Raw genomic sequence first — 25,951 nt, 5'->3', positions numbered from 1 at the left:
GTTATTACGCTTCTGAATGGAGTTAATTATGTTATTACAAGATAAAGTCGCCGTGATTACCGGCGCGGCCTCGGTACGCGGTCTGGGTTTTGCCACCGCCAAACTTTTTGCCAGCCAGGGCGCAAAAGTGGTGATTATCGATCTCGACGCTGAAGCCAGCGCAACGGCAGCCCGGCAGTTGGGTGCTGGTCATCTTGGCCTTGCCGCCAACGTTGCCTGCGAGCAGCAGGTTAACGCGGCAATTGAGCAGGTGCTGGGCGCTTATGGCCGTATTGACATACTGGTCAATAACGCCGGGATCACGCAGCCGATTAAGTTAATGGATATCAAGCGCGAGAACTACGACGCGGTGCTGGACGTCAGCCTGCGCGGTACGCTGCTGATGTCGCAGGCGGTGATCCCCACTATGCGTAGCCAGCAATCAGGCAGCATTGTGTGTATCTCTTCCGTTTCCGCTCAGCGCGGTGGCGGTATTTTCGGTGGGCCGCACTATAGCGCCGCTAAAGCGGGCGTGCTGGGGCTGATGAAAGCAATGGCGCGCGAACTGGGGCCGGATAATATTCGCGTTAACGCCATCACGCCCGGCCTGATCCAAACCGATATCACCGCTGGTAAACTTTCCGATGAGATGCGCCAGTCAATTCTGGCTGGTATTCCTCTGAACCGCCTTGGCGAAGCGGCAGATATCGCTGGCGCAGCGCTGTTCCTCGCCAGTCCCCTTTCCGCTTACTCCACCGGTATCACGCTCGACGTGAACGGCGGAATGCTGATCCATTAATACACCGCAGGGGAATTCACTATGTCACAAACTGAACTACAAAAAGTTGCTGCGGCGGCGTGGCGTATTCGCCGCTATGCCCTGCGCATGGGTGAAGTACAGGGTCAGGGCTATATTGGCCAGGCGCTGGGCATTGCAGACGTACTGGCAACCGCTTTCTGTCACACCATGAATATTCGACCTCAGGAGCCTGAGTGGGAAGGCCGCGATCGCTTTCTGCTCTCGCACGGACATTACGCCATCGCCTATTACGCCGCGCTGATCGAAGCAGGCATCATCCCTGAAAGCGAGCTGGAAACCTATGGCTCGGACGACAGCCGTCTGCCGATGTCCGGCATGGCGACCTATACGCCCGGCATGGAGATCTCCGGCGGCTCGTTGGGACAGGGATTAAGCATTGCCGTTGGCATGGCGCTGGGCCTGAAACAGAAACAGAATCCTGCTCTGGTCATCAATTCCATGTCCGATGGCGAACTGGATGAAGGTTCGACCTGGGAAGCGGCGATGTCCGCAGCGCATTATCAGCTCTCTAATCTGATTAACGTGATTGATGTCAATCGTCAGCAGGCGGACGGCAACTCACAAAAAATCCTCGGTTTTGAGCCGCTGCAGGATAAATGGGCATCTTTCGGCTGGTATGTACAACGCGTAGATGGCAACGATCTGAAACAGGTCATCACCGCATTTGATAACGCAAAAAATCATTCTGAAGCCGTGCCACGCGTCATTATCTGCGACACCCTGATGGGCAAAGGCGTGCCTTTCCTTGAGGCACGCGACAAAAATCACTTTATCCGCGTTGATGCTGACGAATGGCAAAAAGCGCTGGCCATATTAGATACGCAACCACAAGGAGTCGCATAATGTCGCAAACGTCAACCAAACCCCGTTTGACCACCTCTGCGATGATCGCCTCTATCGCGGATGAAGGCCAGGAAACCCGTTCAGCGCCTTTTGGTCACGCGCTGGTCGAACTGGCGCGCCAGCGTCAGGATATCGTTGGAATGACAGCGGACCTGGCGAAATATACTGATTTGCATATTTTCGCTCAGGCCTTTCCGACGCGCTTCTTTCAAATGGGCATGGCCGAGCAGCTATTGATGGGCGCGGCGGGTGGCATGGCGAAAGAGGGCTTTGTGCCGTTCGTTACGACTTATGCGGTCTTTGCGACGCGTCGCGCCTACGATTTTATTCATCAGGTGATTGCCGAAGAGCATCTTAATGTCAAAATCGCCGCTGCCCTGCCTGGCCTGACCACCGGCTACGGACCCAGCCATCAGGCCACCGAAGATATGGCGATTATGCGCGGCGTGCCCGGCATGACCATCATTGATCCCTGCGATGCGCTGGACATAGAGCAGGCGGTGCCAGCTATGGCTGCGCATAATGGGCCGGTTTATCTGCGGCTGCTGCGCGGTAAGGTGCCGGTAGTGCTGGATAAATATGATTATCAGTTTGAAATAGGCAAAGCCAGGCTGCTGGAAGAGGGTCGCGATGTATTGCTGATTACCTCCGGCATTATGACGATGCGCGCGCTGGCGGTAGCGGAGCAACTGCGCAAAGAGAATATCAGCGTGGCAGTGCTGCATTCGCCGACCATCAAGCCGCTGGATGAAGAAACGATCCTGGCGCAGGCGGCTAAGCCAGGACGCCTGGTGATGACTGCCGAAAACCACAGCGCCGTCGGCGGGCTCAGCGAAGCGGTCGCCTCATTGCTGCTGCGTAAAGGCGTCCATGCGGACTTCGATACCATCAACCTGCCCGATGCGTTTCTGGACGCCGGTGCCCTGCCAACGCTGCACGATCGCTATGGCATCTCCACGGCGGCGATGATCGCGAAGATCAAAGCTCGACTGGGTTAAGCATACGCCGTCGGGTTGCCCGACGGCGCTTTCACGGTTTCTCGCTGCATCAGAACTTATATTGCAGACCAATACGCAGTCGCGTCTGGCGTTCATCGGTGGTTTTACGCACGCTGATATCACCGACCTCAATATAAGGCGCCCAGCTTTTATTAAATTTCCATAATGCCTTTATGTTTTGCTCGTAGTCCCATTTTTTATTATTAAAACGGATCTGATCGCTGTGTTTGTAGATATAGTTATATTCCACTTTCCAGTCAGTAAAGTCGTAACCTAACCATATTTCACCGCGGTTGGTTTTCATATCCTCTTTATCAGTCTCGCTCTCACGGGTGTATTCATAGCGGTAGCGGCCGTTAATATAAATACCGTTAGCAAACGCATAGCCGGTCATTAAAAAGGGCTTATAAATACTCCTTTCTTCCGAAGATTCCAGGGTAAAGCCCGGCTGTACAAACCACTCTTTGATCGGACGATACTGATAGTTGAGCGTACTTTCAGTGCCGTTACTCACCATATCGCGAAAGGCTTTGTTTTTATTATCGCCTCCCGATCTCCACTTTGCTTCCAGGCCAAAGCCAATACCATTATCAAAGCGATGCGATACGGCGATGCGATCCTTATGGGCTTTGCTGTCATCCAGCCATTCATGACGTACATCGATAGTTACCGCCGCGGTCTGTGTTGAAGCCAGCAGTAATCCGCAGCACATTAAAGTCTGTTTATTCATTGCTTGATCCCATCAGTATTGATACAGAGGTTTTTTATTATTTTATTAAGTTCGAGGCGTTATTTTTCGCTTAATAAAAAATCATTATCTTTTTCAATGCTTCCTGTTACCACATCGGCATATTTCACTGCATTATTTCGCAGTGACAGATTTCCGGCGAACTGACCCTGTTTTTCGGGTTGCGTATAAGGTCCGGCGCGGAAGATAAAATTAAAACGATGGTTATCTACGGCGATATTATTTTTCACCACCAGCATGCCAGGATTAAAATTGTCGGTGAATCCATCCATGCCATTTTCTATCGCTACGCTGTTGGTTATGCGATGCGCAACCGGGATCCCTTCACCGCCGAGCTTGAAACCATTATTGGTATTGCGTAACGCCACGCTATGCTCAATGCTGACCGCGCCGTTGGCACCATCTTCAATCTTGTTGAACAGATCAAAACCGTCATCAGCATTATCATGCGCAAAGCAGGCTACCAGCCGGTTTCCCTCACCCACACGCATTTTTACCGCAAATCCATCCGCATTGATGCGGCCAGCATCCTGATTTCCCCAGGATTCTGCGTGAGCAATCAGGTTATGACTGGCCCACAACGCCCTCCCCACACCTGGCGGCGAGGCGACCCAAATCCCGGTATCATCCGCATGATGGGCGATAACCTGACGGATCTGATTATGGCTGCCGGATATATTGAAACTCTTGTCGGTTACCTCGATATGTTCAATATCCCAATAGCTGGCCGGGAGATTTAATCCATGAAAAACCACCTTTCCTGTCAGCGGCCTGAGCTTTTTAAGTTGATCCCTGCTGCCGCTGCTGGCTGCTGCCAGCGTCGTTAATGGGTAGTCGCCCGGTGCCAGCCATAGCGTACCGCCGGGTGATAACAGTGCTGCCGCCGTCGCGACATCAAGCGGGTGCTGCTGGCTGCCGTCATTCTGCGCGTTACCCTGCGGGGAAGCGTAGAGGCGGCTGGCATCCGCAACGTGCTGCCGCGTAACGGTCAGATTATCCTGCACTACCTCGCCATGCCGGGTTTCCAGCCGGTAATCGATACGGGTGGCGTTGGCACTAAGCGACAGCGGCAGGCTCACCATTTCTCCCACTTTTAGCGGGCGATCCTGCAGATGCACAATGCCATTACTGCTTACCGTTAACTGCCCGTCATCGCTGCTACGCAGCTGAAACTGATAGCGCGCGGTGGCAGAAACAGCCGCTGAGGCTATTTCAACGCTTACCGGCGGTTGTGGACTGACAAACGGCTGATGCGTCTGGGCCCGATGCTCGCTAAGCGTCAGGCTGGCGCTGTGTACGGTAATGCGGGCGTTACGTGAGGCGAAAAAGCCCACATAATAGGCGTCTGGCTCCAGTACCCTTATCCGCTCCGCATCTCCCGTCTGTTGGCTTTGCCAGTTATCACTGCCTGCTGGTGCCCATGCGGCGCTAAAGCCGGTATCAGTGCGTGCCAGACGCAGTCGAAAACGCGGCGTCTGGCTGAGATCGATCCTGGGCTGGTAAGACTGACGTTTGATCTCTACGCCGGTATTGCCCCACGGCTGGGTGACGCCATTACGGGAAATGAGCGTCGCCTCTACCTGGTGATGCGAACGCTTTTGGGCTGCAACGATCGCATTCATCACCATATTGGCGGCGGCGGGAAACTCTTCGTAACCAGCCTGTACCGGATCGCGGCGTGCTTTGCCGAGCGTATCCCGAACCAGCAGTCCTGCCCCCTCCTGACCCGCCGGTAACGCGCCGTTTTCGGGTCCGAACTGGTCAACGCTGATTTCAGCTTCCAGCTGCATGTTGGCGCTGGCTGGCAGGCGGGTATAATAGAAGGTCAATCCATCATGGCTGTTGCCAATTTTACCGCCGCGACTTTCCAGGATAGCGGGCAAATGCAATCTTTCGCCTTTTGCGCCTGCGCGGCTGCCATCGGCAAAGCTCACCTGATTCAGGCCCACCTTTTCCGGCAGAACATTGGTGGCGAAATTAACGTCGGTTGACTGACCAAAGGTAATCGCGTGCCACTCCAGCGAAGCGGTTTGCGGCAAAGCTGCGGCCGCGCCATTGCTGGCAATAACTAACCATAAACAAGCTTTGTACATTTTGTTTCCTTGAGGCGCAGGTATCCTGGCCCACCCGAAGGATGGGCCTTAAAAGCCATTTAACGTGGGGGTTTTTATGCCTGAGGGGCCTGTTTCGGCTCCGGCGTATTCTCCGTGACCAGCGGGGCCAGTTTCATTTTCTGGCAGATAGCGCTACGGCCCCAGCACTGCTCATAGGGATAGCCTACCAGCGCCTCGATAACTTCCCGTACTTCCGGTTTGATATCGCTCTGTGCGCCGCCAGCTTTAATGCGCGCCACCTCTTCCAGCACCACCAGATGCGTTTTACGGTTGAGCAGCATCTGTCGGCTGAAAATAATGGCGATAAGAGCCAGGCCAATCACACCGCCGAAGAAGACCCAGGAAATGGCATGCATCGCCGTTTCTGGCTGGGTATGAGATTTAGACTGAAAGCCGTAATAGCTAAGGATTGCCCCCATCACAAACACAATAATTGAGCGCATGATTTTACCGGAGAAGGTCATTGCCCCGGCGTAAATGCCTTCACGACGGCGGCCGGTAAAGACCTCGTCGACATCCGCCAGGAAGGTATACACCGTCCACGGAATGTAATAGACGCCGCCGGTGCCGAGGCCGAAAATAACGGTGATCGCAATGATAGCCACGGTCGCAGTTTGCGGCGGCAGGTTGAAAAAGTGCAGCAGGGAATAGCAGCAGACAGCGAAAATCACAATGCTCAGCGCCCAGATATAAGGCTTACTGAAACCGCGCTTCACGCAGAGCGCGATAAAAATCGCCGTGGAACAGAGCTGCAAAATGGCGTTCAGGCTGTTCAGCCCGGCAAGGATAGCCGGATCGTACAGCAGCACAAACACCACATAATAGGTAAATACCGAAGCGAACAGCCACTCCGCGCCAAAGCCGAACAGGTACATGCCTAAATGTTTGCGGAATACGCGCAGATAGAAAGTGGACTGCATATCACGCGCCAGCGCGCTCAGGGTTTTCCAGAGAGACTGCTTCTGGCGTAACTCTTTTATGCCGTTGTCTTTGCGCTCCCAGCTAAACCAATAAAGCAGGCCCACCGCAATAAACAGAATAGCGCCGTAGGTAATACCGGTATAAAGAAACGGCTGCGCCGATTCTTTGCCATACAGCAGAATAAACTGGCCCGGAATTAACGCCGCGAGGAAATTAGCAATCTTACCAAAGATGGCTTTATAACCGGTGAGCTTGGAGCGCAGGGTAAAGTCATCCGTCATTTCGGTAGCCAGCGTTTCATAGGGCACCATGACGGAGGTATAAATCAGCTCAAAAATAACGTAGGTGGTCAGGTAATACCAAAAGCCAAAGCCTTCAACCCACAGCAGCGGATAAAACACCATCAGCGGCGCGCCGATTAACAGAAAAAAGCGCCGACGGCCAAACCGCTTACCGAGCCAGGTATTACCAAAGTTATCGGTGAGATAGCCCATTATGGGGTTACTGATGGCATCAATAATGCTGGCGACGGAAAAAATAAACGAGGCCTCCAGCAAAGAGAGCCCGCAAAAGGTGGTGTAAAAATAGAGTAGCCAGGCGCCCGCGATGGCTAAAGCTCCACTGCCCAGCAGATTTCCGCCGCCGTAGGCCAGTTGATGACCCAGCGTGATTTTCTTATTGGTTCCCAGAGGTATTGATTTTCTTATCATGATATGTCGGCCTTTATATTATTAAACCGCTGTTTCATTTTAAATGAAGTGCTTTTTTATATATTTATAACGAGCGGATTAATGTGATTAACGCCGCATTAAAATCACGTTAATGAGCTATTCATAAGCGCCGTAACGCTTATGGCAGGAGGGGCAGAAAGGAGGCTAAGGAATTTTTTTATTTTTAATCAGCATTTTACGAAAAGAACACGACAGGAAAAAGTGGGCGGCAAAGCTGATAAACATGAGTATTGTTAAGAAAATATTTTTGATTTAGCGAGATATGTCACATGCTGAAAAAACGCCCAGCTTTTCACTTGAAATTTTTATTTGGTTTCTCTCTTTTCAGGCAACCGTAAAACGCCAGAGATAAAGCAGACCAGGCCTGCTCTGCATTTGACTGTTTTTGCTACAGCGCGTAGACGTTTTTTGCAGAAAAAAAAAGGAATTTTTGCCTGCTGAACAAGAACCAGGCGCTCGATCAAATTCTAACGTTTTTTTTTCAAAGGATTGACATCCGCTGCGCGCCTTATGAAACGTGGACTTAGGAAATTACTTACCCACCGATCACGATTTTTACGCGAAAATCAAGGCTTGTTAAGATGCGATTAATTACTAGAATACTCACCATCTTGTTGTTCATTTACTCCTCACCCCCTATATATAGTGTTTATCCACAGAGTTACTCACAAAGAGCAAGCTGTGTATAAACGGGGGATATTTTTTCACGGACAGGTATAACGCGACATGAATCAGAGTCTGCTCGTCACTAAACGCGATGGCCGCAAAGAGCGCATCAATCTGGACAAAATCCACCGGGTTCTCGACTGGGCTGCGGAAGGCCTGCAAAATGTTTCCGTTTCTCAGGTTGAGCTGCGTTCCCACATCCAGTTCTACGACGGCATTAAAACCTCCGATATTCACGAGACTGTTATCAAAGCCGCCGCCGATCTGATCTCGCGTGACGCGCCAGATTATCAGTATATGGCCGCACGCCTGGCGATTTTCCACCTGCGTAAAAAAGCCTACGGTCAGTTTGAGCCGCCAGCGCTCTACGACCAGGTGGTGCGCATGGTCGATATGGGCAAATACGATCGTCATCTGCTGGAAGACTACAGCCGCGAAGAGTTTGAGCAGATGGACGGCTTTATCGACCATTGGCGCGATATGAACTTCTCCTACGCGGCAGTCAAACAGCTGGAAGGCAAATATCTGGTGCAGAACCGCGTCAGCGGCGATATCTATGAGAGCGCCCAGTTCCTCTATATTCTGGTAGCGGCCTGCCTGTTCTCTAACTATCCGCGTGAAACCCGTCTGGATTACATCAAGCGTTTCTATGACGCGGTATCCACCTTTAAGATTTCATTGCCGACGCCGATCATGTCTGGCGTTCGCACCCCGACTCGTCAGTTCAGCTCCTGCGTGCTGATCGAGTGCGGCGATAGCCTGGATTCCATTAACGCCACCTCCAGCGCCATTGTGAAATATGTTTCCCAGCGTGCCGGTATCGGTATTAATGCGGGTCGTATTCGCGCGTTGGGCAGTCCGATTCGCGGCGGCGAGGCGTTCCATACCGGTTGTATCCCGTTCTATAAGCATTTCCAGACTGCGGTGAAATCCTGTTCGCAGGGCGGCGTGCGCGGCGGTGCGGCTACGCTGTTCTACCCGATGTGGCATCTGGAAGTAGAAAGCCTGCTGGTGCTGAAAAACAACCGTGGCGTGGAAGGCAACCGCGTTCGTCACATGGACTACGGCGTACAGATCAACAAGCTGATGTATCAGCGCCTGCTGAAAGGTCAGGATATTACGCTGTTCAGCCCTTCTGACGTACCGGGCCTGTATGATGCGTTCTTTGCCGATCAGGATGAGTTTGAGCGCCTGTACACTAAATATGAGCAGGACGACAGCATCCGCAAGCAACGCGTGAAAGCGGTCGATCTCTTCTCGCTGATGATGCAGGAACGCGCCTCAACCGGCCGTATCTATATTCAGAACGTCGATCACTGCAACACCCACAGTCCGTTCGATCCGTCGATTGCCCCGGTACGCCAGTCCAACCTGTGCCTGGAAATCGCGCTGCCGACCAAGCCGCTGCTGGATGTCAATGACGAGAATGGTGAAATCGCGCTCTGTACGCTTTCGGCCTTTAACCTGGGCGCCATCAACAGCCTGGACGATCTGGAAGAGCTGGCGACGCTGGCGGTACGCGCGCTGGACGCCCTGCTGGACTATCAGGATTACCCGATTCCGGCCGCGAAGCGTGGCGCAATGGGCCGCCGTACGTTGGGTATTGGCGTGATTAACTTCGCCTACTATCTGGCGAAGCATGGCGTGCGCTATTCCGACGGCAGCGCCAACAACCTGACGCATCAGACCTTTGAAGCTATTCAGTATTACCTGCTGAAAGCCTCTAACGAGCTGGCAAAAGAACAGGGCGCCTGCCCGTGGTTCAATGAAACCACCTATGCGCAGGGTGTTCTGCCGATCGATACCTATAAGAAAGATTTGGATGCCATCTGCAACGAGCCGCTGCATCTTGACTGGGATACGCTGCGTGAATCGATCAAAACGCACGGCCTGCGTAACTCCACGCTTTCTGCACTGATGCCGTCTGAAACCTCTTCGCAGATTTCAAACGCCACCAACGGTATCGAGCCGCCGCGCGGTCATATCAGCATTAAAGCTTCTAAAGACGGCATTCTGCGTCAGGTGGTGCCAGAGTACGAGCGTCTGAAAGATAGCTATGAACTGCTGTGGGAAATGCCAAACAATGATGGCTATCTGCAGCTGGTCGGCGTCATGCAGAAATTTATCGATCAGGCGATTTCTGCCAATACCAACTACGATCCGTCACGCTTTGCCAACAGTAAAGTGCCGATGAAGCAGCTGTTAAAAGATCTGCTGACCGCCTATAAGTTTGGCGTCAAAACGCTTTACTATCAGAACACCCGTGACGGTGCGGAAGATGCGCAGGACGACATCGCCCCATCCATTCAGGATGACGGCTGTGAAAGCGGCGCCTGTAAAATTTAATCGGGTCTGGCCGGCACCTCTCCGGCCATGACGCTTCTTTTGGCCACGTTGGCGACGTGGCCGCAACATGGCAGGCCGTGCGATGCACGGTCAAAACGGCTGTCAGCGCCTCGCCCTGTGCGGCAAGGCCAGCCTGTCCCGTTAGCATGTGGAATCAACTATGGCTTACACCACTTTTTCTCAGAATAAAAACGATCAGCTGCTGGAGCCGATGTTTTTCGGCCAGTCGGTCAACGTTGCGCGCTACGATCAGCAAAAATATGACATTTTTGAAAAGCTGATTGAAAAGCAGCTCTCCTTCTTCTGGCGTCCGGAAGAGGTTGACGTATCACGCGACCGCATCGATTTCCAGGCGCTGCCGGATCATGAAAAACATATCTTCATCAGCAACCTGAAATATCAGACGCTGCTGGATTCCATCCAGGGCCGTAGCCCGAACGTGGCGCTGCTGCCGCTGATTTCGATCCCGGAACTGGAAACCTGGGTAGAAACCTGGGCCTTCTCAGAAACCATTCACTCACGCTCCTACACGCATATTATTCGTAATATCGTTAACGATCCGGCGCTGGTGTTTGATGACATCGTCACCAACGAACAGATCCTGAAGCGCGCCAGCGATATTTCCGGCTACTATGACGATCTGATCGAGATGACCAGCTACTGGCATCTGCTGGGCGAAGGCACCCATCAGGTCAACGGCAAAACCGTAACCGTTAACCTGCGCGCGCTGAAAAAGCAGCTTTATCTCTGCCTGATGAGCGTTAACGCGCTGGAAGCGATCCGCTTTTATGTCAGCTTTGCCTGCTCTTTTGCCTTTGCCGAGCGCGAGCTGATGGAAGGCAATGCGAAAATTATCCGCCTGATCGCCCGCGATGAAGCGCTGCACCTGACCGGCACCCAGCATATGCTGAACCTGATGCGCAGCGGCGAAGACGATCCGGAAATGGCTGAGATTGCGCAGGAGTGCCGCCAGGAGTGCTACGACCTGTTTAAGCTGGCCGCCGTGCAGGAAAAAGAGTGGGCGGAATATCTGTTCCGTGACGGCTCGATGATCGGCCTGAATAAAGATATCCTCTGCCAGTATATTGAGTACATCACCAATATTCGTATGCAGGCGGTGGGCCTGGATCTGCCGTTCCAGACGCGTTCAAACCCGATTCCGTGGATTAACGCCTGGCTGGTCTCTGATAACGTACAGGTTGCGCCGCAGGAGGTGGAAGTCAGCTCCTACCTGGTAGGTCAGATTGACTCCGAAGTAGGCGAAAACGACTTCGACGACTTCCAGCTGTAATCATGGCCGGGAAGCGAATCACGCTGTGCATTTCCGGTGCGCAGCTTGAATATACCGACGAGCACCCTTCTCTGCTGGCGGCGCTGGAAGCGCATAATATCTGCGTGGAATATCAGTGTCGTGAAGGCTACTGCGGCTCCTGCCGCACCCGCCTGATTAAAGGAGAAGTGAGTTACGCCGGTCAGCCGCTGGCCTTTATTCAGCAGGGCGAGATCCTGCCCTGCTGTTGTAAAGCCAGCGGTGATATCGAGATAGAGCTGTAGCGTTACTGCCTTCAAGCCCAACCATCGGTTGGGCTTTTGCGTTTCCCATTACGCTTTTAGCGTTTCCACCACATCAACCCAGCCATGCCCGGTAGAAACATCCATGCCGTGCAGCCAGCGACGCAGCATATTCATCGCCATCATCGCCACCAGCTCCTGACGCGTTTTGACCGTGTGACGCTGGTTATTAAACTTCACCTGCTGACCATACGTGCCATCCGGCGTGTGCAGCGCAAAACCGAGCTGCTCATCCTGCAACGATCCTACCAGCAGCGCCAGCGATGCCTGCTGCGCCTTTGCCCGCGCCTGCGCCCGCTGCGCCAGCTGTGAAAGCGTCTCTTCTCCGTCAGGCAGCACTTCACCAGCCCGGCACGCCACGCCGCCGGAAAGGAGCTGCCACTGCAGCAGGCCCGCGCTGAACCGTTCGCTGACGGTGAGTGTCAGCTGCCGCGCGTTTAGCTGCTGCGCCAGCAGCGCCGGTAGCCCCTGCGTGCCTTCAAACAAGGTGCATTCCGCCAGTTGCAGACGCACCTGCTGCCAAACCTGCTCCATTGCTACCCGCTGCGCGGCCGGGCCGGTGAGTTTGATTTCGATAATCGGCGCAGAGGAGCGATAGCCCATGACCACGCCTTTCGGCAGCGGCAGCGGCTCCAGCTCCGCCGCCAGATCGCTCTCGCCGCGCCCAAAGGTAGTCAGACGTAAACAGAGCGGTGGCTCCGGCAGTGCAAAGCGCGCTTTCAGGCGCGGCAGAATTTGCTGTTCCACCATCACTTTAAATTCTGACGGCACGCCGGGCGTAAAGAAGATCCAGCAATCATTGAGCGTGACGGCAAAGCCGCAGGCGGTGCCTACCGGGTTATCAATCAGTTCGCTGCCAGCAGGGATCTCCGCCTGCTTGCGATTGCTGGCTGCCATTGGCCGTCCACGGCTGGCAAAAAAAGCCTCGATTTTTTCCAGCCAGGCTGGCTGCAGTTCCAGCTGTACGCCACAGGCGTTTGCTGCCGCCTGCGCGCTTAAATCATCGCTGGTCGGGCCGAGGCCGCCATTAACAATCAGCACATCCGCAATGCGGCTGCGCTCGGTCAGTGCTTCCACCAGTGCGGAGAGGCTGTCGCCGACGGTGGCGCGGCTGGTCATTGGCAAGCCCTGCTGAAACAGGGTATCAGCCAGCCACGCGGCATTGGTATCGATAATCTGGCCGTGCAGCACTTCATCGCCCGTTGAGAGCATTTCCACTCTAATCACGTCACGTCCCTCGTTTGGTTAAGGCTTTTACTGTAGGAAGGCACGTCAGTGAATACAACGAAAATATCGCAGATGAGAGCGTTTCAGAGATAGCAGTGATAGCTTTTGCCTGATTGTCAGCACGGCGGCTTAGCAGCAAAATAGCGGAAACAATAGGTTTACCCAATTAATAACGGGTTTTACCTCGGTTAAACCTTTGACAATCACACCGATAGAGAATTGCCATATGAATAAAAAAGGTCTTACTACCGCTTCAGGCGCGCCGGTTGCCCATAACAATAACTCTATGTCTGCCGGACGTCGTGGCCCGCTGCTGTTGCAGGATGTCTGGCTGCTGGAAAAGCTGGCGCATTTCGATCGTGAAGTGATCCCGGAACGTCGCATGCATGCCAAAGGCTCAGGCGCTTACGGCACCTTTACCGTAACGCAGGATATTACCCGTTTTAGCCGAGCAAAACTCTTCTCAGAAGTGGGTAAAAAAACCGATCTTTTCATCCGTTTCTCTACGGTTGCCGGTGAACGCGGCGGCGCTGATGCCGAGCGTGACATTCGCGGCTTTTCCATGAAATTTTATACCGAGGAAGGCAACTGGGATCTGGTTGGCAACAATACGCCGGTTTTCTATCTGCGCGATCCGCTGAAATTCCCGGATCTTAACCATGTGGTTAAACGCGATCCACGAACTAACCTGCGCAACCCCACCTACAAATGGGACTTTTTCTCGCATCTGCCGGAAGCGCTGCATCAGTTGACTATCGACTTTAGCGATCGTGGTCTGCCGCGCTCTTACCGCCACATTCATGGTTTTGGCAGTCACACCTACAGCTTTATCAATGACCAGCAGGAACGTTTCTGGGTGAAATTCCATATGCGTTGCCAGCAGGGCGTGGAAAACCTGATGGATGAGGAAGCCGCGCAGCTGATCGCCCGCGATCGTGAAAGCTCGCAGCGCGATCTGTTTGAATCGATCGAACGCGGTGATTTTCCGCGCTGGAAATTTTACGTACAGGTTATGCCAGAGCAAGAGGCGTCACAGACACCGTACAACCCATTTGATTTAACCAAGGTCTGGCCGCACGCCGACTACCCGCTGATTGAAGTGGGCGAGTTCGAGCTGAACCGTAACCCGGACAACTATTTCGCCGAGGTTGAGCAGGTTGCAATGAGCCCGGCTAACGTGGTGCCCGGCATCGGCTTCTCGCCGGACCGCATGCTGCAGGGCCGTCTGTTCTCCTATGGCGATGCGCATCGCTATCGTCTGGGCGTGAACCACCACCAGATCCCGGTGAACGCGCCGAAATGCCCGTTCCATAGCTATCACCGCGACGGCGCAATGCGCGTGGACGGCAACAGCGGCAATGGGGCGACCTATGAACCCAACAGCTTTGGTGTGTTCCAGGAGCAGCCAGACTTCAGCGAGCCGCCACTGTCGCTGGAAGGCGCAGCCGATCACTGGAACCACCGTGAAGATGATGACTACTTTAGCCAGCCGCGCGCGCTGTTTAATCTGCTGAGCGAAGAAGAGCATCAGCGTATGTTTAAGCGTATCGCCGGTGAACTGGTGCAGATACCAGAGTTTATTCAGCAGCGTCAGATTGCGCTGTTCCGTGAGGTAGACGAAGCCTATGGTGCCGGGGTGGAAAATGCGCTGCGGGCGCTGCAGGGGTAAGCCTGCATTTTCCTGGTACTGAATCAACCGTTTACAGCCCAACCGCAAGGTTGGGCTTTTTTATTGCCTGTTAGCGGCTGGTCAGCAATGGGAGCGTCACCTAATATTCAGGGTTAATGGACATCAATCTAATCGGCTTTCTGCCGGCCCTGTTACCCGTGGCGCTTTCGCCTGGCGCAAGCTTTACGCTGGCCATTAACAGTGCGCTGGCAGGTGGCCGTCGCGGACTGTGCTCTACTCTGCTCGGAACGACACTGGGTATTTATACGCACGCCGTTTTAATCGGATTGGGTATCACGGCGATGGTCGCTTCGCCTGCATTTTTCAACATGCTGAAAATTGCCGGCACCGCTTATCTTCTCTGGTTGGGCATTCAGCTGATCCGTAGCGGCCTTTCAGCGCATACGTTTTCTTTCGATCATGCAGCAAATCCCGTGACGTTAAAAAAAGCCTGGCTGGCCAACGTGCTGAATCCCAAGGCCATCCTGTTTTATCTGACGGTGGTCTCCCAGTTTGCCGGCAGACAGGGGAATATCAGCGATTATCTGGTGCTGGCTTCGCTACACGTTGTGGTAATGGTCGCCTGGCTGCTGCTAGTCAGCAGAGCGCTAATTTTTTCTGTCCGTAAAATCGATCCGTTAATGCTGAAAAAATCCGTGAATATCACTGGCGGGCTGCTGCTTATCGCCCTCTCTCTAAAAGCGCTGCTATCCTGATTTTGTTATCAATAACAATTCAGGAAGCCGCCCATCGGCTGTTTTGCAAAACCACACGGTAGCCATCCTTGTCCTGAAAAGTGATACCTTTATTCTTCCAGTACGGGTTAAAAGCACAGGTTCGGGTAAAACCCGCCTGCTCCATTTGATTACAGGCTGCCGTCCACGCTTCCCTTTCCGGAATATACAAAACCAGAAGATCCTCTGCCGAGGGCGCAGGCATAACAGGATGGTCATGGCACAGAGTAAACTCCAGGTGCCAGGGCAAGTCATAACGACCAAGCATACATCCGCTAAAGCCTTCATGGTTGGTAAATTCGCCGATTTCCTGTAGCCCCAACCCACGGCAATACATGTCGCTGCTCTGCCTGAGATCTGTTACCGGTCGCGCGATACGTAAGTGATGAAATAACATCTGTTTTCGCCTGCAATGAAAGGTCAAAACACCATAACACTACTCCCGGCCATTTTCACAGAGAGCCATATCATCAGCTTCCACTCTCCTGCTACCGGGCCTGCAGCCACTGCGCCAGCTGCTGACGTGATAATTTAATACCGCCCTGTGCAAGGTCTTCCGGTAGCTGCAGCCAGCGGAAGGGGCGTTGAAAGCTGGCCAGCTGCGTGCGTGCCCAGGCGGCGATGTTTTCCATCTTTTCATCCGTTGCCAGCGTCAGCAGCGCAACCGGCCTTGCGCCCCACTCTTCATCCGGCTGCGGCAGAATAACCGCCTGCATCACGGCGGGATGCTGCATCAGCAGGCTTTCTATCGCTTCCGGCTGTACCGCCTCGCCGCCGCTGAAAAACAGATTGTCTTTTCTGCCCAACACCTGCAGTTCGTCCTGATGCCAGCGCCCCAAATCGCCAGTGGCAAACCAGCCCTGCTCATTTGTCAGCGGCCACAGTTGTCCATCGCGCCAGTAGCCACTGGCTAAGGTTGCGCCACGGATCCAGATTTCGTCATCAACAATCGCTATCTCACGCCCGTTTAACGCCCTGCCGACGCCAGCCCGGTTGTCCGCCCGCTTGCCACATACCGTGGCGGCGCTTTCCGTCAGGCCATAACCACACCAGCAGCCGATGCCTGTGGCTTGTGCGCGCGTGACTAAATCAGCAGGGATCGCAGCGCCGCCGAGCAGTACCGCCCTTAACCCCGCAGGCCGCTCAGGCTGCCGGAGAAGACGCCATAGCTGGGTTGGCACCAGCGATGCAAAACTGCATCCGCTGAGCGCCTGCGACAAAGGCGATACGGGTAGCACCAGGCAGGCGCCCGCCAGCAGCCAGCGCCAGACGATCCCCTGCCCGGAGACATGATACAGCGGCAGCGACAGCAGCCAGCTTTCGGCAGCGTTGAAATTCATTAGCTGATTCACCCCCGCCGCGCTGAGCAGCAGCGCCTGAAACGTGTGTGCTGCCGCCTTCGGCAGGCCAGTGGAGCCAGAGGTGAGCGTCAGCGTGGCAAGAGCATCGGGCCGCCATAAAACCTGCATTGTTGTCGCCAGCGGCGGCGTCTGGTTTAACCACTGCGCCGTCGGAAAAGTAAGAGGCTGTGTTGCAACCGGCATAACGTCAGACAACGGCTCGGCCAGATCCAGCATAAAGTCAGGAAGCAACATGCGCAGCAACGGCAGCAGCGTCACTGACGGCAGCTGCGGATTAAGCGGTAATACCCGCGCGCCAGCCTGCAATAATGCCAGCCAGGCCAGCAATAGCGACAGGCTGTTGTTACCACGTAGCGCCACCAGCGATCCGCACGTCACGCCCTGCTGCTGAAAACCGCTACAGAGCCGCTCCAGCCGCTCTGCCAGCGCCTGCCAGCTTAGCTGCTCTTTGCCTGCCCGCAGCGCGATTGCCGCAGGCATGGTTTGCGCCCGCACGCGCCATGGAAAATCATTTAATAAATGCGCGTCCACGTTTCCCGATCCTGTAAGGGCAGCATGCAGCCCGGCCAGCATCGCACCAGCTGCTGACGCATCAACGTTAAGGTATCCAGCCCCGGCAGCGACTGTGGCGTTAGCCAGTGCGCCAGCCGCGCCAGCTGCGTCAGTCCCAGGCTGGACTCCAGCGCCGAGCTGATAATCACCTGTACCCCCAGCCGCTGAGCCTCGTGGATTTGCTGCTGAATACGCGCCAGCGAGCCGGTTAACGTGGGCTTGATCACCAGCGCAGCCAGCCCCGGCGCAGCCTGTAACTGAAAGCCCGGCTCACGCAGGCTCTCATCCCAGGCGATCGCTATTCCCCATTCGGCGGCAAACGCCAGGCTTTCGGCAGGTGTACGGCAGGGTTCTTCAATAAAGGCGATACGCGCACGCTGTGACGGCGTCAGGCAGCGGGCAAACTGCCGCGCTTTTTCCAGCGTCCAGCTGCGGTTGGCGTCCAGGCGCAGCTGCAGAGCGGGCAACGCTTCCAGCAGCAGGCTGACCTGCAGGCCGTCGCGTACCGCTTCATACAGCCCGACTTTCATTTTGGCACAGGGCGTTTCCTGCTCCTCAAGCTGTAACAGCAGCGCATCGGGATCGCCGTGACACAGCTGCGCGCTGCGCCAGATACCCGCTAACGGCAGCTCCTCCGCCAGCTCTGCGCGGGCACAGCTCAGGCCAAAAGCCACCGAAGGCAGCAGGCTTTCATCAACCGGCCGTGCGGCAAGCCACTGCGTCAGCCAGGCTACGCAGGCCTGCTGCGCCTGCTCCAGCGTTTCGCGGCTGAATCCCGGCAGCGGCGCGATTTCGCCCCAGCCCTGCCGATCCTGCTGTTGCAGCATCACCAGCAGCCCTTGCCGCTGCGTCAAACGACGATCGCGCAATACCACGCCGCTTTCCATGGGAATGGCATAACGCCACAGCTTCGCCTGACGCATCAGGGGTTACGCCTGAACTGACTGAAATCGGGCTGACGCTTCTGGTTAAAAGCGTTGCGCCCTTCCTGTCCCTCTTCGGTCATATAAAACAGCATGGTGGCATTGCCAGCCAGTTCCTGCAGCCCTGCCTGACCATCGCAGTCGGCGTTCAGCGCCGCTTTCAGACAGCGCAGCGCCATCGGGCTGTTATGCAACATTTCGCGGCACCAGCGCACCGTTTCCGGCTCTAACTGCGTCAGCGGCACCACATGATTCACCAGCCCCATCGCCAGCGCCTGCTGTGCATCGTACATGCGGCACAGGAACCAGATCTCACGCGCTTTTTTCTGCCCAACAATGCGCGCCATGTAGGATGCGCCCCAGCCGCCATCAAAGGAGCCGACTTTCGGCCCGGTTTGTCCGAAGCGCGCATTGTCCGCTGCGATGGTGAGATCGCAGAGCATATGCAGCACGTGCCCGCCGCCAACCGCATAACCCGCCACCATTGCTACCACCGGCTTCGGGCAGTTGCGGATCTGGCGTTGAAAGTCGAGCACGTTAAGATGATGCACGCCGCCGTCATCCTGATAGCCGCCGTAATCACCACGCACTTTCTGATCGCCGCCGGCGCAGAAAGCCTGTTCACCTTCGCCGGTAAGAATAATGACGCCGATCCCTTCGTCATAACGCGCATCCTGCAGCGCCAGCATCATCTCCTGTACCGTCAGCGGTCGAAAGGCATTGCGCACCTGTGGCCGGTTAATGGTAATTTTGGCTATGCCCTCCGGCGATTTGTGATAGCGGATATCGCTGAATTCACCGCTGCAGTCATGCCATTCAACCGGCGCGGTAAGCTGTTGTTCATCGGGATAAAGCATAAAGTTCTCCAGAATTCAGACAGGTTGACGCAGCAGTTGCGTCAACCGATCGCTAAAGGCGGCAGGACTGGCACGATGGGCATTGTGTCCGGCAGCCGGGATGGTGTGCAGCGGCAGACGCGCCTGCATGGCGAGCTGAATAAATTTATTGTCCCATTCACCGCACAGATAGCTGAAAGGCACGCTCAGCTGCTGAAGTTCCGGCAGCAAATCAGGCTGCTTGCTTAATGAAGTGGCGTGCAGCATTGCCGCCAGCGAAGGGCCGTCGCCCGTGCTACGGTGCCTGACCAGCGCGTTGCGCTGTTGCTCGGTCAGCTCGTTAAAGAGCGGCTGCCGATACCAGACCTGTAGCGCGTCAGGCAGCGGCAGCTGGCGGAAACGGCTTATCCACAAGGTATCGCGCGCAGCGCGCGCCCCACGCTGTTGTTCATCGGTCAGCCCCGGATGCCCCGCCTCCACCACCAGCCCGCATAGCCCAGGCAGCGCTGCGCGGCAGGCGTAATACATCGCCACGCGTCCGCCGAGGGAATAGCCGATGAGCCAGTAATGTTGAATCTGGTAATGACGCAGCGTAGCGCCGATGCGCTCGCTGAGTTCATCAAAGCCGCTGACGCGCTGCCCGCAGGAGCCGCCGTGTCCGGGCAGATCGATGCTCAGCATCGGCCAGTCGATAAACGCCTGCTGTACCGGCAGCCAGTCATGCAGGGTGCCCAGGAAACCATGCAGCCAAACCAGAGTTGGCTTGCTGCTGCGCCGATGTCCCTGCCAGCGGGCGTGCAGGATCATAGCGCTGCTCCCATCGCCACCAGGCGGGCAAAGGTCTCCGCACCGCTATCGGGCGCTACGCTGAACTCCACCAGCGTGCCGCCCTGCTGCATAAAACCCTGTTTAACGGCCTGTTGTAGCGGCGCCCAGGCGGCAACATGCTGATAATCAAGGCCGAACATCTGCGCTGCCGGAGCAAAGCTGACCGACTGCGGCAAAGTGAAAAAACGCTCGCGCTCGCTGACCGGCGTCGGCAACAGAGAGAAAATGCGGCCGCCGTTGTTGTTAACCACCACCAGCACCAGCGGCGCGGCAAGCTGACGCAGCAGCGCCAGACTGTTCAAATCATACAGGGCGGAGATATCGCCCAGCAGTGCCAGCACCGGACGCGCCTGAGCGCGCTGGATGCCGCTTAAGGTTGCTATCAGGCCATCGATCCCGCTGGCGCCGCGATTGCAGTAAACCGGGTAGCCAACCGGCAACTGCGCTAACGCATCTGTCAGCCGTATCAGCAGGCTGTTACCAAGAAACAGCGCGCCATCCGGCGGCAGTAATTCCGTCAGCCGGTGCGCCAGCAGAGCCTCTGGCGTATTTCCTACGACCGCGCTGGCCTGGCGCTGGATGGATGCGGCCAGCATGGCCAGCTCAGGTGCCCAGGGCGTAGCGGCCACTGCCGGATGCGCATTAATCCAGCCGCCGATCTCACTGACGATACGTCGCCCCGGCTGGCTGGCTGGATCGCGCCGCCCCGGCAGCGCATCGATAAGCCACCACTGCTGCGGGCGCGCCTGCTGCTGCCACTGCAAGAGCCGCTTGCTAATCAGACTGGTGCCAAACTGCACTACCAGCTCCGCCTGATTTAATTGCTGCTGCGCCTGCGGGCTGCTCAGCCACAAATCCGCACAGGGCAGCGGCTGGCCGGTTTGCGATTGAATATCTGCCAGCAGCGGCCAGCCCAGCGTGGCCGCCCACCGCGCCACCGCCGCGCCCTGTTCCGGGCGCATTTTGCCTGCGATAACCACGCCGCGTTTTTGTCGCCAGGCTGGCCAGTCGCTCTGCTGCGTATGGTTTTCCGGCGCGCTGTGGGTCACCCACGGGATCGATTGCTGTATCCATGCATCCAGCGACGCCAGCCATTCACGCCAGGCGTTATCCTCTGTGCCATAGAGCGGCTCAGCAAAGGGACAGTTAACGTGCAGCGCGCCCGTCCCGGCTGCGGCAATCGCTTCATCCAGCGCCGCCGCCAGCCAACGGGCGTCAATTTCAGGCGTTGGCCGCGGTAAATCGCAGCGGTGGGCAAAATGAGAAAATATGCCTGGCTGGGTAATCGCCTGATTAGCGCCGCAGTTAATCAATTCCGGTGGTCGATCGGCGCTCAGTACAATCAGCCGCTCACCGGTTAACTGCGCCTCAATAACGGCGGGCAGCAGATTCGCTACGGCAGTGCCCGAGGTCACTATCAGCGCCACGGGGGTACGCGAGCCTTTCGCCAGGCCAAGTGCTAAAAAGCCCAACCCGCGTTCATCAAAATGGGTATGGCAGGTCAATGCAGATTTGGCTGCCGCCAGCGTGAGCGGCGCAGAACGTGAGCCTGGCGCGATACAGATATGACGCACCTGATGACGCGCCAATACCTCAATAATCACCTGCGCCCAACGGCGGTTAAAGCTACTGTCAGACATACTCTCCCCTTAGTATCATGACGTCGTCCGACGATGAAGCGAGCTTTCCTTCGCCATGCGGATGAATTCAGGCGGAATGCGCCACTGGCGGCTTCCCGGTCAGGCGGGGTTGTAGTGGTGCCGCGCGGGTGGGCAGCAGTGCTGCCAGCGCCGCCATTTTGTTTTCTGTTTCCTGCCATTCCTGTTGCGCATCGGAACCGGCGACGATCCCCGCGCCGCCATACAGTCGCACTCGCGGCCCCTGGACCAGCGCACAGCGCAGCGTGACGCAGAATTCGCTTTTTTGTCGGGAGATAAAACCAGTGGAACCGGCGTACCAGTCACGATTCAGCGCTTCATGGCGCTGCAGAAAAGCGTATGCCGCCGTGCGCGGCAGGCCAGCTACCGCCGCCGTGGGTTGCAGGCGCTGTAAAATGCGCGCGTCGCTGCGGCTGCGTAATTTGCCGTGGATGCGTCGTCGTAAATGCTGAAGATTGCGCAGGCGTACCAGCTCTACCGGCATGACCTCCAGTTCGCTGACTATTTCCTGTAGCCGGGAACAGATATCTTCCATGACCAGTGCGTTTTCATGCTGATTTTTGGCGTCCTGCAGCAGCCACTGCGCCTGCTGCAGGGCAAGTATGGGATCGATATCGCGCGCCACCGTGCCCGCCAGCGCCTCAGTCAGCAGCGTATTTTGCTGCCGCAGCCAGAGCCGCTCCGGCGAGGCGCAGACCAGCGCGCTGTCGTCTGCAAAGCGCAGCATAAACTGATAACAGTGCGGATTGGCGCGCCGGCTGGCCGCCAGCAATGCCTCCGGCGGCAACGGACGATCCCATAGCAGGTCCATCGTGCGTGCCAGCACCACTTTTTCCAGCTCTCCGGCGGCAATTGTCGCTAACGCCGAGTTTACTCGCTGGCTCCACTCCGCCTGTTCCGGCTCACACTGGCTCTGTTGCAGCTGCCCACGTATTAATGGCAGCGGCTGCGGCACGCGCAACCCATGCAGGAAGCGTACGGCAACCTGCGCATCCTCCTGCAGGTTATGATCGTTTTGAACAAACAGCGTCAGCCGTTCACCACGGCTGTCCTGCTGCCACATTAGCCGCGGTAGAAAGAAAAAGCTGTCAGTGGCGGCAAAACGGTTGCTGCCCCAGATCCGCCAGTTCCCGGGCAAAGCGCGACACGCCTGTTCAGCCTGATACAGCGTCTGGTAACAGCGGATGGCTCCGCAAAGCGCAACCTGCTCATGGCCGTTGCGGTGCTGCCACCAGAGCTGGGGCCGGTACGGCTGGGCACAAAGCCAGGACAGGGAATCCTCGCCGGACGCAAGGGAAACGGTTAACGCGCGACAGCCCGCTCCTCTGCTGTTGATTTTTGCCAGCTCAGTGAGCAACGCGCTATACGCGGCAGGAAGCGAATACACGAACACCTCCATAATCATAAAGAGGTAGCTAGTGTAAAAGGGAGAGTGACAGGGGATTTTGATGCAGAACAGTTCGCACCACGTTTTGTCGCGGTTCAGGCTGAGAAGAGTCGGGTAAACGCAGAGGATTGCACGGCGGAAAAGAGGAAAAACCAGCCTCTTCCCGGTTGGTCAGAGGCTGTTTGCTACAGAACGCTTAGCGACGCGCCAGCAGCAGGCCGAGGATCAGGCCCGCAGCTGCGCCGATACCAATACCCTGCCAGGGTTTTTCATGAACGTAGCCATCGGCACGACAGGCTACCTGTTTGGCACGGTAGTAGTAGGAATCGGACGCCGCGCTGACGCGCGTTTTCACTCCGTGCAACGCCTGTTCCGCCTTCTCTTTTAGCTCAAGGTATTTCTGATCGGCCGGATCGCCGGAGGATTTCAGTACCTCTTCCAGCGTTTCGGTAAGCAGCGTGAGATCATCATCCAGGCGCGTTTCCTGTGGTTCACCGGCTACCTGAGGCTTATCCGTTACTTGCGGATCGCGCTTTTCTTGCGAGTCAGTTGATACAGCCATTTTCTTCCTCCGTGTAAAACACATGAATGTCCACTAACTATAGACACTTTTTACATCCCTGCCTGAACAGACGTTTAGGAATTTACTGACAGGGCTGGCGGAAATTCGTTGGTTTATATGATTAATCTGATAAATTCCTGTTAACCGAATTTTTGCCGCCTGCGTCTGTCGTAGCTGACTGTACCCCAGACTTATCCTGGGAAAGCAAATGGGTGCAGAAGCTCGATCACTACAAACTCGTTCAGCATAAGGAAAGCGTTTCTGGCATGAATCGAAGAATGTTTATGAAAACCTCAATGGCATTCGCTGCGGTTAGCGGCATGTCTGGCTTATCCACGCTATTTGCACAGTCCGCCTGGGCAGAAGATGGCATCGCTGACGGCACTGCGACGCGCTTTGACTTTGAGGTGCTAAAGAAAAAAGCCGCCGCGCTGGCGCAAAAGCCCTGGGGCGGCGCGCCAGGCCCGTTGCCGGATACGCTGGCGACCATGACGCCGCAGGCTTATAACGCCATCCAGTATGATGCGAATCACTCTCTCTGGAACGATATCGATAACCGGCAGCTGGACGTGCAGTTTTTCCACGTCGGCATGGGTTTTAAACGCCGTATTCGCATGTTCTCTGTCGATAAAAGCAGCCGCGAAGCGCGTGAGATTCACTTCCGCCCGGAGCTGTTTAACTACCAGAACACCAGTGTCGATACCAAACAGCTGGAAGGTAAAACCGATCTTGGCTTTGCCGGTTTCCGCGCGTTTAAAAAGCCGGAGCTGGCGCGGCGCGATATCGTCTCTTTCCTGGGAGCCAGCTATTTCCGTGCGGTGGATGAAACCTACCAGTATGGCCTGTCGGCGCGCGGCGTGGCGGTAAACACCTTTAGCAACGGACAGGAAGAGTTTCCCGATTTCGTCGCCTTCTGGTTTGAAACGCCAAAAGCGGATGACACCACCTTTACCGTTTACGCCCTGCTTGATGGTGCCAGCCTGACCGGTGCCTATAAGTTTGTTATCCACTGTGAGCCGAAGCGCGTGGTGATGGAGGTGGAAAACCACCTGTATGCCCGCAAAGATATTCGTCAACTGGGGATCTCCCCAATGACCAGTATGTTCAGCTGCGGCAACAGCGAACGTCGTATGTGCAACACCTATCATCCGCAAATCCATGATTCCGACCGTCTGGCGATGTGGACCGGTAAAGGGGAATGGATTGCCCGTCCGCTGAATAACCCGCGCAAGCTGCAGTTTAACGCTTACGATGATGAGAACCCGCGGGGCTTTGGCCTGTTGCAGTTGAATCATGATTTTGAAGATTATCAGGATGTGATTGGCTGGTATGACAAGCGCCCCAGCCTGTGGGTGGAGCCGATCGGCAAATGGGGCAAGGGCGCCATCAATTTGATGGAGATCCCTACCACCGGCGAAACGCTGGATAACGTGGTCTGTTTCTGGCAGCCGGAGCAGCCGGTTAAAGCCGGTAGCGAACTCTCTTTCCAGTACAAGCTTTACTGGAGCGGCCTGCCGCCGGTACGCAGCGAACTGGCGCGCGTAGAGGCAACCCGTTCCGGCATTGGCGGCTTCCCCGAAGGCTGGGCACCTGGCGAGCATTTCCCGGATGTCTGGTGTCGTCGTTTTGCCGTTGATTTTGTTGATGGCGATCTGAAAAATGCCGCGGCAAAAGGCATCGAGCCGGTGATTACCGTCTCTGCCGGCACCATTAAGCAGGTAGAGATTCTGTATGTTGAGCCGCTAAACGGCTATCGCATCCTGTTTGACTGGTATCCCACCAGCGATGCTGTTGATCCGGTCGATATGCGCATGTTCCTGCGCACCAACGATGAAACGCTGAGTGAAACCTGGCTTTATCAATATTTCCCGCCACCGCCGGACCAGCGGAAATATGTTGATGACCGCCAGATGACGGTAGGCTAAATAACAGGCGGAGCATTGCGCTCCGCCTGTTACGTATTACTTCATCATATCGATGTGCGGAATATTATCTTCCAGATAGACCTCGCCCTGCGGCTTAAAACCCATGCATGCGTAAAAGCGCTGTAGATGCGCCTGCGCCGAAAGAAACTGCTGACGTTCAGGCCAGTACTGCTCACAGCTTTCCAGAACCCTTTCCATCAGGCGATAGCCGAGCTGTAATCCCCGCGCTTCGCTGGTAACAATCACGCGCCCAATCTTTACCGGGCTGTCGGCATTTTCTGGCGCCAGAATACGTGCGCAAGCCAGTATTCTTCCTTCGCCCAGCGCAAAAATATGGCGGTTATCACGTGCTAAATCCTGCCCATCGATATCTTCATACGCGCACTGCTGCTCGACGATAAAAACGCGATTACGCAGAGCCAGAATGTCATGCAGTTGCTGAACGTTTAGTTCGCTATGATGCAAATCGTACCAGGTTAACTCCATACGCCTGCTTTCCCCTTGGTTTTAGCCACATGTCGCCATCGAACATCAATTTTGCCTGCTAATAA

At 55.7% G+C, this 25,951-nt stretch carries 22 protein-coding genes; 9 read left to right on the top strand and 13 right to left on the bottom strand.

The annotated features are described in order from the left end of the window. Nucleotides 1-28: 28 nt before the first annotated feature. From ACQE3Y_RS02035 to ACQE3Y_RS02025, 3 genes are read left to right on the top strand one after another with little or no spacing between them, the layout of a single operon-like run. Nucleotides 29-778 (top strand): SDR family NAD(P)-dependent oxidoreductase, encoded by a 750-nt coding sequence (locus ACQE3Y_RS02035; protein WP_426971921.1) that lies wholly within the window; start codon nt 29-31, stop codon nt 776-778. 21 nt (nt 779-799) lie between these two features. Beyond that, nucleotides 800-1,642, top strand: coding sequence for a transketolase (locus ACQE3Y_RS02030; protein ID WP_426971919.1), 843 nt, complete (start codon nt 800-802; stop codon nt 1,640-1,642). Next, nucleotides 1,642-2,640 carry a transketolase family protein gene (locus ACQE3Y_RS02025; RefSeq protein WP_250650421.1) on the top strand — a complete coding sequence of 333 codons (999 nt, stop codon included), beginning with the start codon at nt 1,642-1,644 and terminating at the stop codon, nt 2,638-2,640. The genes ACQE3Y_RS02030 and ACQE3Y_RS02025 overlap by 1 nt, the downstream gene beginning before the upstream one ends. A 49-nt stretch (nt 2,641-2,689) precedes the next feature. On the opposite strand, the gene ACQE3Y_RS02020 is transcribed toward ACQE3Y_RS02025, so the two are convergent. The 3 genes from ACQE3Y_RS02020 to ACQE3Y_RS02010 all read right to left on the bottom strand — a co-directional run bounded on the left by ACQE3Y_RS02020 (nt 2,690) and on the right by ACQE3Y_RS02010 (nt 7,133). Beyond that, nucleotides 2,690-3,370, bottom strand: a complete 681-nt coding sequence (locus ACQE3Y_RS02020) for an oligogalacturonate-specific porin KdgM family protein (RefSeq protein WP_426971916.1) — start codon at nt 3,368-3,370, stop codon at nt 2,690-2,692. A gap of 59 nt (nt 3,371-3,429) precedes the next feature. Then, complete coding sequence (locus ACQE3Y_RS02015) at nt 3,430-5,481, bottom strand: right-handed parallel beta-helix repeat-containing protein (protein WP_426980755.1); 2,052 nt, start codon at nt 5,479-5,481, stop codon at nt 3,430-3,432. A gap of 74 nt (nt 5,482-5,555) precedes the next feature. After that, a complete protein-coding gene (locus ACQE3Y_RS02010; RefSeq protein WP_426971914.1) occupies nt 5,556-7,133 on the bottom strand; it encodes an MFS transporter in 1,578 nt (525 codons plus the stop codon). Nucleotides 7,134-7,880: 747 nt separating this feature from the next. Here ACQE3Y_RS02010 and nrdA point away from each other — a divergent pair. The 3 genes from nrdA to yfaE all read left to right on the top strand — a co-directional run bounded on the left by nrdA (nt 7,881) and on the right by yfaE (nt 11,720). Next, nucleotides 7,881-10,166: a class 1a ribonucleoside-diphosphate reductase subunit alpha gene (gene nrdA / locus ACQE3Y_RS02005; RefSeq protein WP_085071047.1), complete on the top strand. Its 2,286-nt coding sequence runs from the start codon at nt 7,881-7,883 to the stop codon at nt 10,164-10,166. Between the two features lie 160 nt (nt 10,167-10,326). After that, nucleotides 10,327-11,457, top strand: a complete 1,131-nt coding sequence (gene nrdB / locus ACQE3Y_RS02000) for a class Ia ribonucleoside-diphosphate reductase subunit beta (protein ID WP_085071046.1) — start codon at nt 10,327-10,329, stop codon at nt 11,455-11,457. A gap of 2 nt (nt 11,458-11,459) precedes the next feature. After that, nucleotides 11,460-11,720, top strand: coding sequence for a class I ribonucleotide reductase maintenance protein YfaE (gene yfaE / locus ACQE3Y_RS01995; protein WP_426980754.1), 261 nt, complete (start codon nt 11,460-11,462; stop codon nt 11,718-11,720). Nucleotides 11,721-11,768: 48 nt separating this feature from the next. On the opposite strand, the gene ACQE3Y_RS01990 is transcribed toward yfaE, so the two are convergent. Then, nucleotides 11,769-12,965: a nicotinamide mononucleotide deamidase-related protein YfaY gene (locus tag ACQE3Y_RS01990; protein ID WP_426980752.1), complete on the bottom strand. Its 1,197-nt coding sequence runs from the start codon at nt 12,963-12,965 to the stop codon at nt 11,769-11,771. Between the two features lie 226 nt (nt 12,966-13,191). On the opposite strand from ACQE3Y_RS01990, the gene ACQE3Y_RS01985 reads away from it, so the two are divergent. Together ACQE3Y_RS01985 and ACQE3Y_RS01980 are read left to right on the top strand one after the other, a co-directional pair. After that, nucleotides 13,192-14,634 (top strand): catalase, encoded by a 1,443-nt coding sequence (locus ACQE3Y_RS01985; RefSeq protein ID WP_426971908.1) that lies wholly within the window; start codon nt 13,192-13,194, stop codon nt 14,632-14,634. Between the two features lie 116 nt (nt 14,635-14,750). Continuing rightward, nucleotides 14,751-15,350, top strand: a complete 600-nt coding sequence (locus ACQE3Y_RS01980) for a LysE family translocator (RefSeq protein ID WP_426980751.1) — start codon at nt 14,751-14,753, stop codon at nt 15,348-15,350. Nucleotides 15,351-15,369: 19 nt separating this feature from the next. On the opposite strand, the gene ACQE3Y_RS01975 is transcribed toward ACQE3Y_RS01980, so the two are convergent. The 8 genes from ACQE3Y_RS01975 to elaB form a co-directional block, all read right to left on the bottom strand. After that, on the bottom strand, nt 15,370-15,765 hold the full coding sequence (locus ACQE3Y_RS01975; RefSeq protein ID WP_426971905.1) for a VOC family protein: 396 nt from the start codon (nt 15,763-15,765) through the stop codon (nt 15,370-15,372). Nucleotides 15,766-15,856: 91 nt separating this feature from the next. Then, complete coding sequence (menE, locus tag ACQE3Y_RS01970) at nt 15,857-17,260, bottom strand: o-succinylbenzoate--CoA ligase (protein ID WP_426980750.1); 1,404 nt, start codon at nt 17,258-17,260, stop codon at nt 15,857-15,859. Further along, nucleotides 17,242-18,204, bottom strand: a complete 963-nt coding sequence (menC, locus tag ACQE3Y_RS01965) for an o-succinylbenzoate synthase (RefSeq protein WP_426980748.1) — start codon at nt 18,202-18,204, stop codon at nt 17,242-17,244. The genes menE and menC overlap by 19 nt, the downstream gene beginning before the upstream one ends. Next, a complete protein-coding gene (gene menB / locus ACQE3Y_RS01960; RefSeq protein ID WP_085071038.1) occupies nt 18,204-19,061 on the bottom strand; it encodes a 1,4-dihydroxy-2-naphthoyl-CoA synthase in 858 nt (285 codons plus the stop codon). Before menB ends, menC begins: the two co-directional genes overlap by 1 nt. 15 nt (nt 19,062-19,076) lie before the next feature. Further along, on the bottom strand, nt 19,077-19,847 hold the full coding sequence (menH, locus tag ACQE3Y_RS01955) for a 2-succinyl-6-hydroxy-2,4-cyclohexadiene-1-carboxylate synthase (RefSeq protein ID WP_426980747.1): 771 nt from the start codon (nt 19,845-19,847) through the stop codon (nt 19,077-19,079). Then, complete coding sequence (gene menD / locus ACQE3Y_RS01950; protein WP_426980746.1) at nt 19,844-21,508, bottom strand: 2-succinyl-5-enolpyruvyl-6-hydroxy-3-cyclohexene-1-carboxylic-acid synthase; 1,665 nt, start codon at nt 21,506-21,508, stop codon at nt 19,844-19,846. The genes menH and menD overlap by 4 nt, the downstream gene beginning before the upstream one ends. A 67-nt stretch (nt 21,509-21,575) precedes the next feature. Further along, nucleotides 21,576-22,913, bottom strand: a complete 1,338-nt coding sequence (locus tag ACQE3Y_RS01945; protein WP_426980745.1) for an isochorismate synthase — start codon at nt 22,911-22,913, stop codon at nt 21,576-21,578. Nucleotides 22,914-23,109: 196 nt separating this feature from the next. Then, the gene (gene elaB, locus ACQE3Y_RS01940; protein ID WP_250650432.1) at nt 23,110-23,475 is read right to left on the bottom strand and encodes a stress response protein ElaB; all 366 of its coding nucleotides are present in this window, start codon (nt 23,473-23,475) and stop codon (nt 23,110-23,112) included. Between the two features lie 266 nt (nt 23,476-23,741). Here elaB and ACQE3Y_RS01935 point away from each other — a divergent pair, with 266 nt between their 5' ends. Further along, nucleotides 23,742-25,400, top strand: a complete 1,659-nt coding sequence (locus ACQE3Y_RS01935; RefSeq protein WP_426971898.1) for a glucan biosynthesis protein D — start codon at nt 23,742-23,744, stop codon at nt 25,398-25,400. A 36-nt stretch (nt 25,401-25,436) separates the two neighbouring features. Here ACQE3Y_RS01935 and ACQE3Y_RS01930 read toward each other — a convergent pair whose 3' ends face one another. Continuing rightward, complete coding sequence (locus tag ACQE3Y_RS01930) at nt 25,437-25,886, bottom strand: GNAT family N-acetyltransferase (RefSeq protein ID WP_426971897.1); 450 nt, start codon at nt 25,884-25,886, stop codon at nt 25,437-25,439. Between the last annotated feature and the right edge of the window lie 65 nt (nt 25,887-25,951).

Source organism: Pantoea sp. FN0305 (assembly GCF_050113845.1).
Lineage (GTDB): Bacteria > Pseudomonadota > Gammaproteobacteria > Enterobacterales > Enterobacteriaceae > Mixta > Mixta alhagi.
The sequence above is the reverse complement of the archived record's forward strand: the minus strand, read 5'-3'. Positions and strand labels throughout refer to the sequence as shown.

What these genes read in the sequence shown, in the direction of transcription:
- ACQE3Y_RS02015 (WP_426980755.1), bottom strand. Translation starts at nt 5,481, where the DNA reads ATGTACAAAGCTTGTTTATGGTTAGTTATTGCCAGCAATGGCGCGGCC.
- yfaE (WP_426980754.1), top strand. Translation starts at nt 11,460, where the DNA reads ATGGCCGGGAAGCGAATCACGCTGTGCATTTCCGGTGCGCAGCTTGAA.
- ACQE3Y_RS02025 (WP_250650421.1), top strand. Translation starts at nt 1,642, where the DNA reads ATGTCGCAAACGTCAACCAAACCCCGTTTGACCACCTCTGCGATGATC.
- ACQE3Y_RS02020 (WP_426971916.1), bottom strand. Translation starts at nt 3,370, where the DNA reads ATGAATAAACAGACTTTAATGTGCTGCGGATTACTGCTGGCTTCAACA.
- ACQE3Y_RS01980 (WP_426980751.1), top strand. Translation starts at nt 14,751, where the DNA reads ATGGACATCAATCTAATCGGCTTTCTGCCGGCCCTGTTACCCGTGGCG.
- ACQE3Y_RS01985 (WP_426971908.1), top strand. Translation starts at nt 13,192, where the DNA reads ATGAATAAAAAAGGTCTTACTACCGCTTCAGGCGCGCCGGTTGCCCAT.
- nrdA (WP_085071047.1), top strand. Translation starts at nt 7,881, where the DNA reads ATGAATCAGAGTCTGCTCGTCACTAAACGCGATGGCCGCAAAGAGCGC.
- menC (WP_426980748.1), bottom strand. Translation starts at nt 18,204, where the DNA reads ATGCGTCAGGCGAAGCTGTGGCGTTATGCCATTCCCATGGAAAGCGGC.
- ACQE3Y_RS01975 (WP_426971905.1), bottom strand. Translation starts at nt 15,765, where the DNA reads ATGTTATTTCATCACTTACGTATCGCGCGACCGGTAACAGATCTCAGG.
- elaB (WP_250650432.1), bottom strand. Translation starts at nt 23,475, where the DNA reads ATGGCTGTATCAACTGACTCGCAAGAAAAGCGCGATCCGCAAGTAACG.
- ACQE3Y_RS02010 (WP_426971914.1), bottom strand. Translation starts at nt 7,133, where the DNA reads ATGATAAGAAAATCAATACCTCTGGGAACCAATAAGAAAATCACGCTG.
- menH (WP_426980747.1), bottom strand. Translation starts at nt 19,847, where the DNA reads ATGATCCTGCACGCCCGCTGGCAGGGACATCGGCGCAGCAGCAAGCCA.
- ACQE3Y_RS01930 (WP_426971897.1), bottom strand. Translation starts at nt 25,886, where the DNA reads ATGGAGTTAACCTGGTACGATTTGCATCATAGCGAACTAAACGTTCAG.
- nrdB (WP_085071046.1), top strand. Translation starts at nt 10,327, where the DNA reads ATGGCTTACACCACTTTTTCTCAGAATAAAAACGATCAGCTGCTGGAG.
- ACQE3Y_RS02035 (WP_426971921.1), top strand. Translation starts at nt 29, where the DNA reads ATGTTATTACAAGATAAAGTCGCCGTGATTACCGGCGCGGCCTCGGTA.
- ACQE3Y_RS02030 (WP_426971919.1), top strand. Translation starts at nt 800, where the DNA reads ATGTCACAAACTGAACTACAAAAAGTTGCTGCGGCGGCGTGGCGTATT.
- menB (WP_085071038.1), bottom strand. Translation starts at nt 19,061, where the DNA reads ATGCTTTATCCCGATGAACAACAGCTTACCGCGCCGGTTGAATGGCAT.
- menD (WP_426980746.1), bottom strand. Translation starts at nt 21,508, where the DNA reads ATGTCTGACAGTAGCTTTAACCGCCGTTGGGCGCAGGTGATTATTGAG.
- ACQE3Y_RS01935 (WP_426971898.1), top strand. Translation starts at nt 23,742, where the DNA reads ATGAATCGAAGAATGTTTATGAAAACCTCAATGGCATTCGCTGCGGTT.